The following is a 16,732-nucleotide window of genomic DNA, read 5'->3' on the forward strand; positions in this document are numbered from 1 at the left end:
CACGAAGAGGTTAACGAGATGGAAGTTATTCTGCTCGAGAAAGTTGCAAACCTTGGCTCACTGGGTGACAAGGTTAAGGTAAAGGCCGGTTACGGCCGTAATTTCCTGCTTCCTTACGGCAAAGCGGTTCCTGCTACCAAGGAAAATGTACAGGCGTTTGAAGAGCGTCGTGCCGAACTGGAAAAGGCTGCCGCTGAGAAGCTGGCCGCTGCCCAGGCCCGTGCAGAGGCGCTGGAAGGCGCGTCCTTCACCATCACCTCCAAAGCGGGTGACGAAGGCAAGCTGTTCGGTTCTATCGGTGTGCGTGATATCGCAGATGCGATCACCGCTGGTGGTAACGAAGTAGAAAAGAGCGAAGTTCGTCTGCCAGAAGGCCCGATCCGGGTGACTGGCGAGTACGACATCGAGCTTCAACTGCACTCTGACGTTGAAGTCACCATCAAGCTGGCAGTGGTTTCAGAGTAATCTGAATGTCAGTGCGGGCTGGCTGAAAAACGCTGGCCACGCTTGATGTGAACGGGTCCGAGCCGGAAACGGCTTCGGGCCCGTTTTCGTCTGGGCACCCTTTGATGAGACCCTCTCCCAATCCCGGAGCGTTCCCCGTAAACTGTCAGCTTCGTGGTACCAAACTGAAGATGTCACTATGGCCAAGTCCAATCTGAAATCCTCCACTACTGACCTTGAAACCAGCCGTGTCAAAGTGCCGCCCCATTCCATAGAGGCGGAACAGGCGGTTCTGGGCGGCCTGATGCTGGATAACCGACGCTTTGATGAAGTCTCGGAACTGATCTCTGCGGCGGATTTTTACCGACAGGACCACCGGCTGATTTTTGGTGCAGTGGAGCGACTGGCCAGCGACAGTGAGCCTCTGGATGTCGTGACGCTCGCCGAGTTCCTGGAACGGGCCGGTGATATCGAAGATGCTGGGGGGCTTTCTTACCTGGCTGAACTGGCCGAAAAAACCCCGGGCGCGGCCAACATCAAGGCCTATGCAACCATCGTGCGAGAGCGCTCGGTGTTGCGCCAGTTAGTTGAAGTCTCTGGCAACATTGCTGATTCGGCGTTCAATCCCCAGGGGCGAACCAGTGACGAAGTCCTGGACGAGGCCGAGCGCAGCGTGTTTCAGATCGCTGAAGCCCGGAGCAAAGAGGGCTCGGGTCCACAGACCATCAATCCGATTCTGACCAAGGCTCTGAGTCGCATTGAGGAACTGTTTGAGTCCGGGGAACAGACCACCGGTCTGACCACCGGTTTCCGGGATCTGGATGAAAAAACATCCGGTATGCAGCCCTCGGATTTGATCATCGTGGCAGGGCGGCCATCCATGGGTAAGACCACGTTCGCCATGAACCTGGTGGAAAACTCGCTGATCAGCACCGGACAGCCTGTGCTGGTGTTCAGTATGGAGATGCCGGCGGATTCGCTGGCCATGCGTATGCTGTCCTCCCTTGGTCGAATCGATCAGACCAAGGTTCGAAGTGGTAAACTGGAAGAGGACGACTGGCCCCGGCTCACGTCTGCGGTGAGCCTGCTGAAAGACAAACCACTGTACATCGACGATACGCCAGGTCTCAGCCCCACGGAAATGCGCTCCCGTGCTCGCCGTGTTGCCCGCGAAAATGACGGCAACATGGGCATGATCATGGTGGATTACCTCCAGCTCATGCGGGTGCCCGGGAACACCGAAGGCCGTACCGCCGAGATTTCGGAAATCTCCCGCTCGCTCAAGGGCATCGCGAAAGAGCTTAACTGTCCGGTGGTGGCCCTGTCGCAGCTTAACCGGAGTCTGGAGCAGCGTCCGAACAAGCGCCCGGTGAACTCGGATCTCCGGGAATCCGGTGCGATCGAGCAGGACGCCGACGTCATCATGTTTGTCTACCGGGACGAGGTCTACAACGAGGATACCCCCGATAAGGGCATTGCCGAGATTATCATCGGTAAGCAACGGAACGGACCCATCGGAACGGTGCGTCTGGCGTTCATTGGCAAATACACCAAGTTTGAAGACCTCGCTCATGGTGAGTATGGCGATTACGACGGAGAGTACTGATGTCGCGTAGTACCGTTGCACGAGTGGACCTGGACGCGTTGCGTTCCAATTACCGGTTGGCCTCCGAGCGGGCCGGCCCGGCCCGGGCCATGGCCGTGATCAAGGCTGATGGCTACGGGCACGGGATTGCCCAGGTGGCATCGGCGCTCGCCGATCTGGCGCCCAAATATGCCGTCGCCAGCCTGCAGGAAGCGCAAGCCGTCCGGGCCTCCGGTCAGCATCAACCGGTGGTGTTGTTGCAGGGGCCCCATGCTCCCGCGGATCTTGATGTGGCCGCAGAGCAAGGGTTTGAGCCGGTGCTGCATAGCGGGCAGCAACTCGACTGGCTGGACGCGAGTGCGAGTAAGGCCCGGTTCTGGCTGAAAGTAAACACAGGTATGAATCGCCTGGGCTTCGCTCCCACCGATCTTGCGAGTGTCATGTCTCGTCTGGAGGCGATGGGGGCAAAGCGCAATCTACTGGGTTTTGTCACCCACTTTGCTTGTGCGGATGATGAGTCCGATTCGATGACAGCCCGTCAAACGGCCACGTTTCTGGAAGCCACCAGTGCCTGGCCAGAGTACATGCGCAGCGTCGGCAATTCAGCGGCGCACTTTTTTCCCGGGCAACCTCTGTTTGACTGGAGCCGGCCTGGGATCATGTTGTACGGCGGATCACCCATGATGGGGCGTACCGGGCCGGAACTGGATTTGAAACCAGTGATGTCCCTTGAGGCACAACTGATTGCCACCCGAACCCTTCGCAAAGGCGAGGCCGTCGGCTATGGCGCTGGTTTCGTTGCTGATCGGGAGATGCGGATGGGGATGGTCAGCGTTGGCTACGGCGACGGTTATCCGCGCCATGCAGGGACCGGAACGCCAGCAGCGATTCGGGGGCAGAGGATTCGCCTGATTGGCCGGGTGTCCATGGATATGCTGGCGGTGGATCTGAGTGGGGCTCCCGATGCCGCCGAAGGTGATACGGTTGAGCTTTGGGGCGCGACGGTCAGCGTGGATGAGGTCGCCAGCTGCGCCGGCACAATCTCCTACGAACTGCTGACCGGCATTACAGCCCGGGTGCCCAGGCTGTACAGTAGGTGAGACCGTAATCAGCCCTGCTCGGGTTCGTGGATGATCTCTTCGACGAAGTCGAGTATGGCGGCCAGGCTTTTGTCGTCGAGCTTCTTGAGTACTTTGTGGACCACCATTTTGCTGCCTTTGAGCATGCTGCTGATGCCCATGTTGGCCATGCCCATCATCATGTTACCCGCTCGCAGGCGGCGCAGTGGTTCTATGAAGAAGAAGTCGAGCCCGTTCTCGGTCAGTTCGACGATCAGGGCGTAGAGCTGATCGATGGCTTCCTTGTCGGCCTTGCCCCGGCTACGGAGCTCGCTGACTGTGTACAGAGCTCGGGTGCGTAGTTCATCCGGGATCGGCGCCACAATGTGACTCTGTTGTTTCAGCATCTTGATTCCTGTTACCTGCTCAAAAGTGAAGAAAAAGACATAAACTGCCGGCATCCCGGACAAGCTGGTATTGTATGCCCCGTATACTGCAAGCCATTGGCCGACCGGTTTTGGGTTGCCGTCACATCTGTAAAAGTCTGGAGGCGCTAATTCCTCGTGCACGTACTCGTTGTTCATGATTATGGCCCACTCGGGAAGTTACTGCTCGAACGTCTGCGCAACACCCCGTTGCAGGTTACGCCGCTGCTGGTCAGTGATCCGGCGAGCGCAGATTTGCACGCGGTGCAGAACTGGGTTCCCGAGGATATTGACCTGATCGTCAACGCGCTCTGGCTGGTTGATCCGGAGGACGCCCAGCAGGACCCGGAAGACACGCACAAGGCAGCATTCTCTCTGCCGGTGGCTCTGGCTGAGTGTGCCCGTGATCGTGGCATTGCCTTGTTCCAGCTGTCGTCCTGTTACGTGTTCGATGGCCGGAAGCAGCGAGGGTACATAACGTCGAACCCCGGCCAGCCGTTTAATGAACTCGGGAACTGGCAGTGGGAGTGTGAACAGGCCCTGCGAACACTGCTGCCAAGGCATATTATTTTGCGTACCGGATGGAGCTTGTCGCGTTTTATTCGGAAGGTTCAGGCCAGTGCGTCGGCCGGCCCTACAGTGTCAATGCCCGGACGATGCCGCGGGCTGCCGGTTGCGGTGGCGGATCTCGCCCGGGTGATGTCGGCGGTCATCATACAGATTGATTGCGGCGCAGAAGTCTGGGGAACCTATCAGTATGCGGGGGCCGAGGAAGTCAGTCTGTACGAATTGGGGCAGGTGATTGTCGGTTTGCCGGGTATTCCCGAAAGCACTCGGGTAGTGGATGAGGTGCCCGACTGGGCCCAGCTGGAGCCACTGAATACCACGCTCATCTGCACCAAGATCAGGAACACCTTCGGCATCAAACAGCAGCCCTGGCGCTCATTCCTCGCAGACGAGGCCGTGATGCTGAAGGATGATGCCGCGAAGGCAGAGCGAGCGTCGGCCGGCTAGGCCGGCTCTCAGCCCTGACAACTTGAGTCCCGCGCCACCAGTTGCAGTGCGTCCACGTCCAGCAGTTCCACTTCGCGTCCCCGGGCCTTGATCAGGCCCTGATTCTGAAACCGGGTGAAGACCCGGCTCACCGTTTCTACAGCCAGCCCCAGGAAGTTGGCGATGTCACTGCGGGCCATGGGCAGGCAGAAATTGGTGCCGGACATGCGCCGACGCTGAAAACGGCTGGACAGCGACAGCAGCAGTGCCGCAATGCGTTCCTCGGCGGTGTTCTTGCTCAGCAACATGGCCAGCTGGTGACCGTTCTGAATCTCCTGGCTCATCAGATGGTACATGTGATGCTGGAGTTCCGGCATTTTGCCGGTCAGTTCCTCAAGCTTGTGAATCGGAAATTCACACACGCTGGTGCGCTCAAGGGCTTTGGCTGTAGAGGCATAGGTTGTGTTGCTCATGCTGTCGAGCCCGATAAGCTCGCCGGGCATGAAGAAACCGGTAATCTGCTCTTCGCCACTTTCGGTGATGATGGACGTCTTGACCGACCCGCTACGCACCGCGTAACAGGCTCGGAAAGCGGTGCTTTGCTCGAAGATGTGCTCGCCACGATTGAACATACGGCCCTGCTGAACAATGTCCTCAAGGCGATCCAGTTCGTTTTCCTCAATGGCCAGCGGCAGGCACAAATTGCTCAGGCTGCATTGGTGGCAGGAGGCTTTCAGTGGTGAGGTGGCGCGGTGGAGCCGGATAGGTTGAGCCATAGCGAGACAGTCCGTTCGTTCATATCCCTGATAAACCCGTACCTTAATACGGAAACCCTGCTTTGCCAATCACCGCTTGAAATCAATGCCGGGCCATGAGACGCCGGCCCGGCGGTCATTGTCTTGGCTCAGTCCTGCAGTTTTTCAAAGACCAGGGTGGCGTTGGTGCCGCCGAACCCAAAGCTGTTGGACATCACCGTCGAGAGGTCGGCGTCCTGCGATTCGGGCCCAACGATTGGCAGTCCTTGGAGCTTTTCATCCACATGGGCCAGGTTGGCGGTACCGGCAATAAATCCGTTCTGCATCATCAGCAGGGAATAGATGGCTTCATGCACGCCTGCGGCCCCCAGTGAATGTCCGGACAGGGACTTGGTTGAGGAGATGGCAGGAATGTCGTCGCCGAAGGTGTTGCGCAGTGCGCCCATTTCGGCAACATCGCCGACCGGCGTGCTGGTGCCATGGGCGTTGATGTACTGCACCTTGCCACGAATGGTCGCCATCGCCTGTCGCATGCAGCGTTGGGCACCCTCTCCGGACGGCGCTACCATGTCGTAACCGTCTGATGTGGCGCCATAGCCGGTCAGTTCAGCGAGAATGGTGGCGCCGCGCTTGCGGGCGTGTTCCAGTTCCTCCAGAACCATCATGCCGCCGCCTCCGGCGATGACAAACCCGTCACGTCCGCTGTCGAAGGGGCGTGAAGCCGTCTCGGGCGCATCGTTATATTTGGTTGAAAGCGCGCCCATGGCGTCAAACATCATGGTCAGGCTCCAGTCCTCTTCCTCCCCGCCGCCGGCAAACACGATATCTTGCTTGCCCGCCTGGATTTGCTCCATGGCGTGGCCAATACAATGGGCGCTGGTGGCACAGGCCGAGGACATGGAATAGTTCACGCCACGGATCTTGTACGCGGTGGCCAGGCAGGCCGATACGGTGCTGGTCATGATGCGGGGCACCATGTACGGGCCAATGCGCTTGACGCCTTTCTCCCGCATGATGTCGGTCGCTTCGACCTGGCTCGAGCAGGAGGCGCCACCGGAACCGGCAATAAGCCCGGTCCGGTCATTGGAAATCAGGTCCTCGCTCAGCCCGGCCTGGGCAATGGCCTGTTCCATGGCGAGAAAGCTGTACATGGCCGAGGGGCCCATGAACCGCCGGAGCTTCCTGTCGATCATTGATGTGTCGACATCGGGGGAGCCGGACACCTGGCTTCGGAAGCCCTTGTCGGCGTAGGTTTGGTTGAAGCCAATACCAGATCGCCCCTGTTTCAGGCTTTCAACCACCTCATCCAGGCTGTTTCCAAGACAGGAAACAATGCCCATGCCAGTGACGACAACGCGTCTCATACGCTCCTCCTGTTGCACCCCCTTCGTTGCCTCGGGAGTGGTTGACTCTTTAAAGTGATGACAGTTTAAGCCTTGTTCTGCTCATGGGATATTTGACCTTGGTAAGAGGCATTGGTTGGCAGTGTCCGAAATCGGATAGCCGTTTCGTACAAGCCGGGGGTGACTGGCCCTGATAAAGTGGGCACCAGAAAGGACAACAATAAGGAGCATTGAGATGCGATCGTTACAGCAGTTTTTGAGTGATTACGGGGATAGTCATCAGAATCCGTTGAATCAGTGGATTCATATCGTGTGTGTGCCTGCCATTCTGATCTCGACGCTGGGCCTCTTGTGGCTGGTTCCGCTTGGCAGTTGGTTGGGGCTGAGTGGGGCTGCGGCCGAGTGGCTGAACGGCGCCACTGTGCTGGGCGTCTTGTCCGGCATCCTGTATCTGCGGCTGTCGTTCTGGGTCTTCCTGCTGATGGTGGGCTGGTTCGCGGTGTCCGTCTGGGCGATACAGAGTGTCCAGTCGGCGGGTTGGTCGCTGTTCTGGACCAGTCTGATTGTCTGGGTGGTGGCCTGGGCCGTCCAGGTCTACGGCCACAAAGTTGAGGGTAAGAAACCTTCGTTCGTTGAGGACCTGGTGTTTCTGTTGATCGGTCCCATTTTCGTCAGTATTGAATTTGCCGCCAAGCTGGGGCTCCCGGTGCCTCACGCTCAGGGCGCTGGTGGCAATACACCGGCCCAGAACCATTAAGCCGGCTCGTGCTGACGGAGGATGGCGAATGCATCGGCCTGCGGTATGCTTTGCCTCGTAAGGCAACTCACGACTGACCGAGGCTATGCAGCGATCTCAGAACGGCACCTTGTTTCTCTGGCCCGACCACTGGCAGCTGGTCGGGCGACTGATGCCCAACCGGCCTCATCGGCACATCAGCGCGTCCTGGCTGGTGGGGCTGGATGGTGATTTCCAGATCCAGGTCGATGGTCACTGGCGCGCCAGTCGGGCCGTGCTGGTTGCCCCGGACGTGGAGCAATCCCTGAAGCCGGGCAACACTCGAATGTGGTGTGCGCAGCTGGATCCGGACAGTGACTACTGGCGTGCGCTGAGGCACCTGTTGGGTGACCAGAGATCGGTGGATGTATCCGGCGTTTTTCAAGCCGTGGCGGCAGGCTCCGAGATCGGCTGCGCCGAGGTGCATGAAGCTCTGCTGAACGTACTCCAGCGGGTGGGCGAGGACCCTGCGCCCCTGGACCCGAGGATTCAGCAGGTGTGTGACTTGCTGAGGGCGGAGTTGCCGGAGAAGATTCAGGTGGGCTCGCTGGCGGCCTTGGTCGGGTTGTCGTCGTCCCGGCTCAGTCACTTGTTTCGCCAGCAGGTTGGTGTGCCCTTGCGCCGGTTCCTGTTGCATCTGAAGGTAAGCCGCGTGCTGGCCCACTGGGAGCGGGGAAAATCCCTGTCACAACTGGCCATGGATGCGGGCTTTTATGACCAGCCCCATTTCGTTCGCACCGCTCGGGACATGTTCGACGCACTGCCGTCGGAATACGTCACCACCGGCTGGTTTACCGTTTGCCGCTGCGGCTTTTCTTCTTCCCCTTAGTCTCTCCGGCCGCGGCGTTCTCAGCGGCCTTTTCGGCGGCTTCGCGTTCGGCTTGCTCGGCCTCGCGCTCCACCATCTCTGGTGTTTCCAGAGAAATCCGCCCCAGGGTGCCGCTGCGGAATTCGTTGAGCAACACCTCCGATACCTTGTGCAGATCCGGAATGCCTCCGCGCCCAAAAAAGCGCCGCTTGGCTGCGATGGCGTCCATCAGCCCAAGACCGTCTTCAGGCAGGGATGAGAGTCCGTACCGGGCCTGCACCAGTTCCGGGTAAGCCTGAATCAGGTAATCCGCCTCAAACAGGGCGATATCCTCGAAATCCAGCACCGCGCTGCGAATGGCACCGGTGACGGCGAGCCGGTAACCGCAGGCTTCCGGTGACAGCTTGGGCCACAGAAACCCCGGCGTGTCGTACAGCAGGATATTGTCGGGCAGCTTGATGGCCTGTTGTGCCCGGGTGACGGCAGGCTCGTTACCGGTTTTCGCCGCAGGCCGGCCGGCCAGTGTGTTGATGATGGTGGATTTGCCGACGTTGGGTATGCCGAGGATCATCACCCGCAGGGCGCTTTTCTGGCGATCGTGATCCGGTGTCATGTCCTGCGCCAACTGCAGGATGCTGAGGGCCTCGCTGCGCTGGTTGTGCGTCAGGGTGATGGTTCGTACACCCTGGTCACGCTCCAGCCGGGCCTGCCAGCGTTCGGTGATCTCCGGGTCTGCCAGGTCTCGTTTATTGAGTACCTTGATCACCGGCTTGTCGCCGCGAAGGGCGGGTACCAGCGGGTTTTCGCTGCTGAACGGAATCCGCGCATCGAGCACTTCGATGATCAGATCCATCTGGGGCATGACCTGCTTGATCTCCTTTCGGGCCTTATGCATGTGCCCTGGAAACCAGTTAATTGCCATTGTTGTTACTCCGCCGGTGACTGACCGGCGCCATTATGAAGGGGATTGGTCAAATTTTCACATGCTGCGGACGGTTCTTTTCGCCCGAACCGGAGCGCTTTTCATGGTTATGGATACGGGAAATCCGACACAAAAGGGGTGGAATAGGATGCAAAGGCGTGCCCGTATGTTTTAGGGTGTACGACCTGTGAAGAGGAAAATGCATGTTCGTGGCCATTTTGCAGTGGGCCACATCGTTAATGGAGATGGTTATGAAGCTCGGTAAATTGATTGGTTCGGCACTGGTCGCTCTGAGTCTGTCCGCGCCGGTGTATGCGCAGGCGCAGGCCGGCGGTCAGCCTGATCAGGTGGATCAGTTGGCGCAGATGGTCGGCCTGTCCGATGATCAGCAAACAGAGATCCGCGGCATTATTGAAGAAATGCAGGGGCAGATTGGCGAACTTCAGCAGGAAGCGCGCGTTCTGCAGCAGGCGATGCAGGCCGAAATCAAGGCAGATTACGACGAGGCGGCAATTCGTGAAAGCGCCGAGGAGTTGGGTGACCTGACCGGCGAAATCGCCGCGCTGTCGACCCTGATGCAGGCCAAAGTGGACAGCGTGTTCACCGATGAACAGCGTGATGAGTTGGACCGCCGCATGAAGCAGATGCAGCAGCAGATGCAGCAACAGCGCCAGATGATGCAGCCGGCTCAGTAAGACCGCAGTGGTTGCATGATCAGTACGAAAAGGCCGCATCGTTTGATGCGGCCTTTTTTGGTTCTAGTGGCTGCCCTGGCGATCGCCGGAGCCGCTGTCCGGCCCGAAGGGCTTGGTCAGGACAAGCAGTCTGGGGAGTAACGTGAGCGCGCCAACCAGCGCCATCAGCATGGCAAAGCCGGTGAATACGCCGAAGTAGATGGTTGGAATGAAGTTCGACAGCACCAGAATGGAAAACCCTGAAATAATCGTCAGCGAGGTGTAGAACATCGCCTGGCCAATACTGCGGTGGCAGCGGTGCATGGCGGCCAGGTAGTCCCCGTCCTTGGCAATCTCGGTTCTGAACCGGTGGATGTAGTGGATGGTGTCATCCACCGCAATGCCCACGGTGATGGCCGCCACGGTGATGGTCATCATATCCAGCGGTATACCCAGCCAGCCCATGAGCCCCAGCACTGAACCGGCCGCAATGATGTTGGGCGCAATGCCCACCAGCGCCAGTTTAAAAGACCGGAACAGCACCAAAAACATGCTCAGGATGGCCAGTAACACCACGCCGATGGTTTTGATCTGGGAATCAAACAGGCTTTGCAGCATGTTGTTGTACATGACTGTCATGCCGGTGAAGAGGACCTGATCGTCGCTGAAGCCCAGTTCGGTAGTGAGGTGAGTGTGGATGCGCTCCAGCAATGCCTGGCGGCGCAGATCTGGCTGAGTTTCCAGGATACGGATGCTGAAACGGGCCTGGTCATGTTCTTCGGAAATGTACGGCGTGAGCAGGATGTCCTTGAGGTCATCCGGTACAGCGGCCGGCACGAACGCCAGTTCCAGCGCGTCCAGCGGTTCACCCTGATTGATCTGAGCCAGAATGGCCAGCGTGGTGTCGATCGACAGCACCTTGCCGGTTTCCGGCAAGCTGTCGAGATAATCATGAACCTTTTCGAGCCGGTTCATCTTCTGGAAGGTGTACCAGGTGTCCCGGTATTCCTCCGTTTCGCCGCAGTCGTCAACAAACGGGTCGCAGCTGCTGGCAAAGGGATCTTGTTCGACGCCGGATGCTTCCGGCGGCAAGTCGTCAGTGATCACCACATCCAGGGGCGTGGTCCCGCCCAGCCGATTGTCGATGGTCACCATGCCCTGATGGATTTCGGTGGAAGATTTGAAGTAATCCACAAAGCTGTTCTCCACCGTCAGCCGGCTGATACCTATGGCGCACAGTACCGCAATCACCAAAGAACCGGTCAGTACGACGCGTCCGAAACGCTCTGTAAAGCGGGCAAAGGCATCCGTGAAAGGAATGCGGTCGGACGTGACACGTGCGTCCAGCGGCGGCGGCAGCAGGGCCAGCAGGGCCGGAAAAACAACGAAGGTAATCAGGAAGGCCACGGCCAGCCCCAGCGTCATCATCCATCCAAAATCGATCACCGGGCGGATGCCGCTGAAGGTCAGCGAGCCAAATGCCACGATGGTGGTGATGGCCATGTAGAAGCAGGGTTTGACCATGGCGTAGACCGTCCGGCGCAGGGTCTCGCCCGGGGCGGCGCCGGGGTCGTCATGCTGAAACTCCCGGTAGCGAACAATCAGGTGAATGGTCAATGACAGAGTCATGATCAGCAGCAGTGCCACGAAGTTGGACGAGATCACCGTGACCGGCCACTGGGCCCAGCCCAGAAAACCAATCATCAACCACACCGTGAAACCGCAGCACAGCAGGGGCACCAGTACCCAGCGCCACTGGCGGAAGATAATCGCCAGGGTCACCAGCAGGAACACCAGGACGCCCAGGCCGAAAGTGGACAGGTCGTTCTGGATAAACCGGATCATGTCGGACACCACCATCGGCACACCGCCGAGGTGAATCTCGGCCTTGTCCTGATGTTCATCGAGGATATCGCGGACGCGATTGATGGTGATATCCCGCTCTTTACCCAGGGTTTCCGTGTAGCGGATGAAGGCGTCGCGGGCCTGTTCCAGCTCAAGGTGCTGCTCGTCGCTGGCGTCGCCCGCCGCCACCAGATCCCGCAGCCGGTTGCGTTCCCTGAGCAGTTCAAAATACCGCTCCGGCGTGGGCAGGTTGACCTGAATGGCGGTGGTTTGCGCGTCTTCGCTGATCAACAGGTTGGGGTACAGCGGGTTGCTGAGCAGGGCGTCGCGGGCGGTTTCCGGGGCAACCTCGTCAGCATCCAGGGTTTTGATTTCGGAGTCGACGGTATCCAGCGTCAGGCTTGGGCTGTGAAGCAGAGGAACGTTCAGAATACTGTTGGTGGAACCGACGGCCTCCAGTGCCTGCAGCTCGTCTCTGAGCCGGCGCAGATCGGACAACCCCTGCTCGGTAAACAGTTCATCGCGAGGCGTGTAGGTCACCACCAGGAAATCGTCGGAGGTAGTGAACCGCCGGTTTACCTGGCGGTACTGTTCCAGTGAGCGATCGTTTTCCAGAACCAGGGATTCTGCCGAGGCATCCAGCCGGAACTGATCAAAACGGAGGGCGGCCAGGCCCAGGAAAATGGCGAGGACAGCCAGCACCATCAGGGGGTGCGGCAGTATCAGGCGATCGTACAGTGCGGAAAACCGGTTCATGAATGGACAACCCTGCGCTAAAACGAGCGCAGAGTTTGCCATAAATGCCGGTAAACTGTGACCTTGTGTCGCTGACTATCGGTGTTCGAAGCGCTGTCAGTCGAGTGATTTAACAGGAATTTGCAGAGCGTTCGACGATGCCGGGACGTCCGGCACGGTCAGCCCCAGGTTGTTCTTGTCGAACACCTTGTCGGCTCGATAGCTTGAGCGAACCATGGGCCCGGACGGCACTTCCATAAAGCCCTTTTCCAACCCGATTTCCCGGTAGCGATTGAACTCCTCCGGGGGCACGTAACGCTCCACAGGCAGGTGGTTGGGCGTCGGGCGCAGGTATTGGCCCAGGGTGAGGATGTCGACACCAATGGCGCGCAGATCGTCCATGGTTTGCAGGATTTCTTCCTCGGTTTCGCCCAGACCCAGCATCAGACTGGTCTTGGTCAGAACGTCCGGGCGGTGTTCCTTGGCATGTTTCAGGACACTCAGGGTTTTCTGATACCCCGCTCTCGGGTCCCGAACCCGGCGCGTCAGGCGCTCTACGGTCTCCACATTCTGGGCAAACACATCCAGCCCCGAATCCACCACCTTCTCGACGTCGGCCATGACCGCGTCAAAGTCGGGCGTCAGGGCTTCCACCGCCACTTCCGGCGTGCGTTGCTTGATGGCGGATACGCAGGCTGCATAGTGGCTGGCGCCGCCGTCGGGCAGGTCGTCCCGGTCGACCGAGGTCAGCACGATGTAACGCAGGCCCATCAGTTCCACGGATTTGGCGGTGTTGTCCGGTTCTTCCGGGTCGAGCCAGCCTTTCGGATTGCCCGTGTCCACGGCGCAGAACTTGCAGGCCCGGGTACACACGGAGCCCATCACCATGATGGTTGCCGTGCCGGCGGTCCAGCACTCGCCGATGTTGGGGCAGTGGGACTCCTGGCACACAGTGCTCAGCCGGTGATCCTGAACGTTGCGACGCACGGCCTCATAGCGCTCCCCTCCGGGCATGCGTGCCCGCAACCACTTGGGCTTGCGCTCCAGCGGCCGGTTCTCGCTGGTGTCACCGGATGACCGTTTGACACCATCTTTGATGGCAGAAAAACCGTGTTCACTGCGAAACTTGGAACCACTGGTGATGCGGGGTTTTGCGCTGTCGCTCATTCCAACCGGACTCTTTTGTTGAGGCTTGCGGGGCTTTAAGAGTAATGTCCGGCCCCGGTAGATACAAGGCAGGTACGGGCAATCACGGGGAGGGGCCGGGCACGACATTGGTCGTACCCGGTGCAGGGCTCAGGCCTCAGGCCTCAGGCCTGGGATGCCTCCAGTGCCTGTGTGATGTCGGCAATCAGGTCGTCGACATGTTCAATGCCGATGGACAGCCGCACCAGATCTTCACTCACGCCGGCACTGCGGAGCTCTTCTGGCCCCAGCTGGCGGTGGGTGGTGGTGGCCGGATGGCAGGCCAGGGATTTGGCGTCGCCGATGTTCACCAGTCGATAGATCAGCTGCAGTGCATCGATGAATTTGGCGCCTGCTTCCCGGCCGCCCTTGATGCCGAAACTGAGGATGCCGGAGGCTTTTCCACCGCAGATTTTCTCGCAGGTGGCCTTGTAGGGGCTGTCATCCAGAGTGGCGTAATTGACCCACGCCACGGAGGGGTGCTGCTGCAGGAAGGCCGCGACTTTCTCAGCATTCTGGCAGTGCCGTTCCATTCTCAGCGCCAGGGTTTCCAGGCCCTGCATGATCAGGAAAGCGTTGAACGGGGACAGCGCTGCCCCGGTGTTGCGCAGCGGTACCACCCGACAGCGGCCGATAAAGGCCGCCGGTCCAAGGGCGTCGGTGTACACCACGCCGTGGTAGGACGGATCCGGCTCGTTCAGCATCGGGAATTTATCGGCGCTGGCCTTCCAGTCAAATTTTCCGGAGTCGACGACAATGCCGGCAACGGTGGTGCCGTGCCCGCCGATATACTTGGTCAGTGAGTGCACGACGATATCCGCGCCGTATTCGATCGGCCGGCACAGGAACGGCGTGGCCACGGTGTTGTCGACGATCAGCGGGATACCGTGCTGGTGGGCAATGTCAGCCCAGCGCTGGATATCGACCACATTACCGGCCGGGTTGCCGATGGACTCGCAAAACAGCGCGCGAGTGTTCTCGTCGATGGCATTTTCCACGGCGGAGTAATCGTCGTGAGCGACCATTCGGCACTCGATGCCCTGGTTTGGCAAGGAGTGGGCAAACAGGTTGTAAGTGCCGCCGTAAAGCTGGCTGGTACTGACAATGTTGTTGCCGACTTTGCAGATCGTTTGCAGCGTGTAGGTGATCGCGGCCATACCGGACGCCAGGGCAAGCGCGCCGATGCCCCCTTCGAGCTGGGTCATGCGCTCTTCCAGCACGGCGTTGGTGGGGTTCATGATGCGGGAATAGATATTGCCCTGCACCTTGAGGTCGAACAGATCGGCACCGTGCTGGGTGTCATCGAAGGTGAACGAGGTGGTCTGGTAAATCGGCGTGGTAGCCGCATGGGTGGTCGGGTCGCCGTTAAAGCCGGCGTGGAGCGCGAGCGTTTCAGGTTTCATTGCAACTTCCCTGCAGGTTGGTTGTTGGAGTTGTTTTCTATTTACTTTCGATGGCGCCCGGAGCGCGTCACCGGCCTTGGGTCAGATCAGCGCATCGTATACCAGCGAGCGAATTTCCTCCCGAACGGGGTACGCCGAGGAGGGCATCAGTTGTGTCATAAAAATAAGCACCAGATCCCTGGCCGGGTCAACCTGGAAATAGGTTCCGGCCAGGCCGCCCCAGCCGAACTCACCGATTGAGCCCGCAGAGGAGTGGGGCGACGGACCAATTCGCACCGCAAAGCCCAGCCCGAAGCCGTTGCCCGCCCGGGACGACTCGCTAAAAGGGCCGATGGACAGGGAGGGAATATCCTTGTCATCTGGTAAGTGATTCTGACGCATAAGATCCAGGGTGTCGCGCCGGATAATGCGCTGCCCACGGTACTCCCCGCCCTGGCATAGAGCCTGCGCGAACGTGTGGTAGTCCTGCAGGGTAGACACCAGTCCACCGCCGCCGGAGAGAAAACGAGGCTCCCGCAGATAGCGCGACCGTTCCGGGTCGTCCTGCAGTTTCATCTGGTCACCGGGCTGATGCAGGTAGCAGGCAGCAAGCCGCGATTGTTTTTCCGGGGCAACGTGAAAGCCGGTGTCGTCCATGCCCAGTGGGCGGAAAATGTGGTCCCTGAAATAGTCGTCCAGCGGCTGGCCGGAGAGCTGTTGTACCAGGTAACCCAGTACATCCGTAGAGACCGAGTAATTCCAGGCAGTGCCGGGGGCGAACTCCAGCGGCAGGTCGGCCAGCCGCTCGATCAGCTTGTCCAGCGTCAGGGTGCCGCTGCCATCGAGTTTCAGGCGGCGGTACGCGGCGTCGACCGGTGTTTGCTCCAGAAAGCCATAGGTAAGGCCGGAGGTGTGCGTCATCAGGTCCCGGATGGTCATGGCAGTGCCGGCGGGCCGGGTTCCGAAGTCGGGCCAGTGCCCGGTTTCATAGACAGCAAGGCGATCCCAGTTGGGGATATAGCGATGCACAGGATCGTCCAGCTGGAAGCGCCCCTGCTCATACAGTTGCATCATCGCGATCGAGGTGACCGGTTTGGTCATCGAGTAAATGCGGAAGATGGTGTCGTCGGTCACGGGCCTCTGGCGTTCAACGTCCATCCAGCCCTGGGCCCGCTGCCAGACAATCTCACCATGGCGGGCCACCAGGGTGACCGCGCAGGGCAGTTTGCCTGGCTTGAGGTAATGGTCATCAAGATGATCGGCAATCTGTTCAAGACGCTGGACGGAAAAACCAGCGACAACATCGTGGGCAGACATGGCAACTCCTCTGGCTGAATTGGGAGCTTATGCCAATGTTAAGGGCACGAGAAGGGGGCGTTGAGTCAGGCAAAGCAGGCCACCGTGGTTGGCTGATGGTTGCCTGAAGTGATTGATGATTGGGGTGGTGGACTGGATGGAGTGGCCGGAAGAGCCTGATGGGACTCAGATTTGGTGGCGAAATCCGGGTTGCTGTCGGTGTCCCGAAGGCCGTTTATCTGTCGCAAAAACGTGCGGTACGTCACACGTTTTCTATACTTCATGATTACCCGGGGACAAAGATGTCCCGCGCCTGGCGAGATCAAGGAAGCCGAGCAATGAAAACCAAACCGTCGTTCAGCGCCACGATGCTGACGCTTGTCACCTTCGGGTTTGGCTGTACCGAGAGCGATACCACATTCAAGGAGGATCCGGATTCGGCTCCTCCTCCCAGGATTGCTCCGCCGCCAGGTGAGCCTCGGATGCCTTTCCCGAGTGAGCCAGAAC

Annotated in this window: 15 protein-coding genes; 7 read left to right on the forward strand and 8 right to left on the reverse strand. The window is 59.3% G+C overall.

The genetic code is table 11. The annotated features are described in order from the left end of the window. The first annotated feature begins 18 nt into the window (after positions 1 to 18). From rplI to alr, 3 genes are all read left to right on the forward strand, one after another. A complete protein-coding gene (gene rplI, locus LPB19_RS07550; RefSeq protein ID WP_206645449.1) occupies positions 19 to 465 on the forward strand; it encodes a 50S ribosomal protein L9 in 447 nt (148 codons plus the stop codon). A 178-nt stretch (positions 466 to 643) separates the two neighbouring features. Further along, positions 644 to 2,050, forward strand: a complete 1,407-nt coding sequence (gene dnaB / locus LPB19_RS07555; RefSeq protein WP_206645450.1) for a replicative DNA helicase — start codon at positions 644 to 646, stop codon at positions 2,048 to 2,050. Then, positions 2,050 to 3,129 (forward strand): alanine racemase, encoded by a 1,080-nt coding sequence (gene alr / locus LPB19_RS07560; RefSeq protein WP_206645451.1) that lies wholly within the window; start codon positions 2,050 to 2,052, stop codon positions 3,127 to 3,129. The genes dnaB and alr overlap by 1 nt, the downstream gene beginning before the upstream one ends. 8 nt (positions 3,130 to 3,137) lie before the next feature. Here the strand turns inward: alr and LPB19_RS07565 are convergent, their stop codons facing one another. Further along, a complete protein-coding gene (locus LPB19_RS07565) occupies positions 3,138 to 3,494 on the reverse strand; it encodes a hypothetical protein (RefSeq protein ID WP_206645452.1) in 357 nt (118 codons plus the stop codon). A 156-nt stretch (positions 3,495 to 3,650) separates the two neighbouring features. Here LPB19_RS07565 and LPB19_RS07570 point away from each other — a divergent pair, with 156 nt between their 5' ends. Further along, positions 3,651 to 4,526, forward strand: coding sequence for a sugar nucleotide-binding protein (locus tag LPB19_RS07570; RefSeq protein WP_206645453.1), 876 nt, complete (start codon positions 3,651 to 3,653; stop codon positions 4,524 to 4,526). Between the two features lie 8 nt (positions 4,527 to 4,534). Here the strand turns inward: LPB19_RS07570 and fnr are convergent, their stop codons facing one another. Both fnr and fabB read right to left on the reverse strand, forming a co-directional pair. Continuing rightward, entirely contained in the window at positions 4,535 to 5,281 is a 747-nt protein-coding gene (fnr, locus tag LPB19_RS07575) for a fumarate/nitrate reduction transcriptional regulator Fnr (protein ID WP_206645454.1), read from the reverse strand. Positions 5,282 to 5,409: 128 nt separating this feature from the next. After that, the gene (fabB, locus tag LPB19_RS07580) at positions 5,410 to 6,624 is read right to left on the reverse strand and encodes a beta-ketoacyl-ACP synthase I (RefSeq protein WP_206645455.1); all 1,215 of its coding nucleotides are present in this window, start codon (positions 6,622 to 6,624) and stop codon (positions 5,410 to 5,412) included. A gap of 214 nt (positions 6,625 to 6,838) precedes the next feature. On the opposite strand from fabB, the gene LPB19_RS07585 reads away from it, so the two are divergent. Next, positions 6,839 to 7,360, forward strand: coding sequence for an Mpo1 family 2-hydroxy fatty acid dioxygenase (locus tag LPB19_RS07585; protein ID WP_206645456.1), 522 nt, complete (start codon positions 6,839 to 6,841; stop codon positions 7,358 to 7,360). A gap of 85 nt (positions 7,361 to 7,445) precedes the next feature. After that, a complete protein-coding gene (locus LPB19_RS07590; RefSeq protein WP_206645457.1) occupies positions 7,446 to 8,207 on the forward strand; it encodes a helix-turn-helix domain-containing protein in 762 nt (253 codons plus the stop codon). Here the strand turns inward: LPB19_RS07590 and ylqF are convergent. Continuing rightward, entirely contained in the window at positions 8,170 to 9,108 is a 939-nt protein-coding gene (ylqF, locus tag LPB19_RS07595; RefSeq protein WP_206645458.1) for a ribosome biogenesis GTPase YlqF, read from the reverse strand. The genes LPB19_RS07590 and ylqF overlap by 38 nt on opposite strands. Before the next feature lie 251 nt (positions 9,109 to 9,359). Between ylqF and LPB19_RS07600 the strand changes: the two genes are divergently transcribed. Then, positions 9,360 to 9,803, forward strand: coding sequence for a Spy/CpxP family protein refolding chaperone (locus tag LPB19_RS07600; RefSeq protein WP_228289240.1), 444 nt, complete (start codon positions 9,360 to 9,362; stop codon positions 9,801 to 9,803). A gap of 63 nt (positions 9,804 to 9,866) precedes the next feature. On the opposite strand, the gene LPB19_RS07605 is transcribed toward LPB19_RS07600, so the two are convergent. The 4 genes from LPB19_RS07605 to LPB19_RS07620 all read right to left on the reverse strand — a co-directional run bounded on the left by LPB19_RS07605 (position 9,867) and on the right by LPB19_RS07620 (position 16,246). After that, on the reverse strand, positions 9,867 to 12,383 hold the full coding sequence (locus LPB19_RS07605) for an efflux RND transporter permease subunit (protein WP_206645460.1): 2,517 nt from the start codon (positions 12,381 to 12,383) through the stop codon (positions 9,867 to 9,869). Positions 12,384 to 12,479: 96 nt separating this feature from the next. After that, positions 12,480 to 13,529 (reverse strand): lipoyl synthase, encoded by a 1,050-nt coding sequence (gene lipA / locus LPB19_RS07610; RefSeq protein WP_206645461.1) that lies wholly within the window; start codon positions 13,527 to 13,529, stop codon positions 12,480 to 12,482. A 143-nt stretch (positions 13,530 to 13,672) separates the two neighbouring features. Continuing rightward, complete coding sequence (locus tag LPB19_RS07615) at positions 13,673 to 14,950, reverse strand: O-acetylhomoserine aminocarboxypropyltransferase/cysteine synthase family protein (protein WP_206645462.1); 1,278 nt, start codon at positions 14,948 to 14,950, stop codon at positions 13,673 to 13,675. A gap of 81 nt (positions 14,951 to 15,031) precedes the next feature. Beyond that, positions 15,032 to 16,246: a serine hydrolase domain-containing protein gene (locus LPB19_RS07620; RefSeq protein WP_206645463.1), complete on the reverse strand. Its 1,215-nt coding sequence runs from the start codon at positions 16,244 to 16,246 to the stop codon at positions 15,032 to 15,034. Between the last annotated feature and the right edge of the window lie 486 nt (positions 16,247 to 16,732).

The sequence above is a fragment of the Marinobacter salinisoli genome (assembly GCF_017301335.1).
Lineage (GTDB): Bacteria > Pseudomonadota > Gammaproteobacteria > Pseudomonadales > Oleiphilaceae > Marinobacter > Marinobacter salinisoli.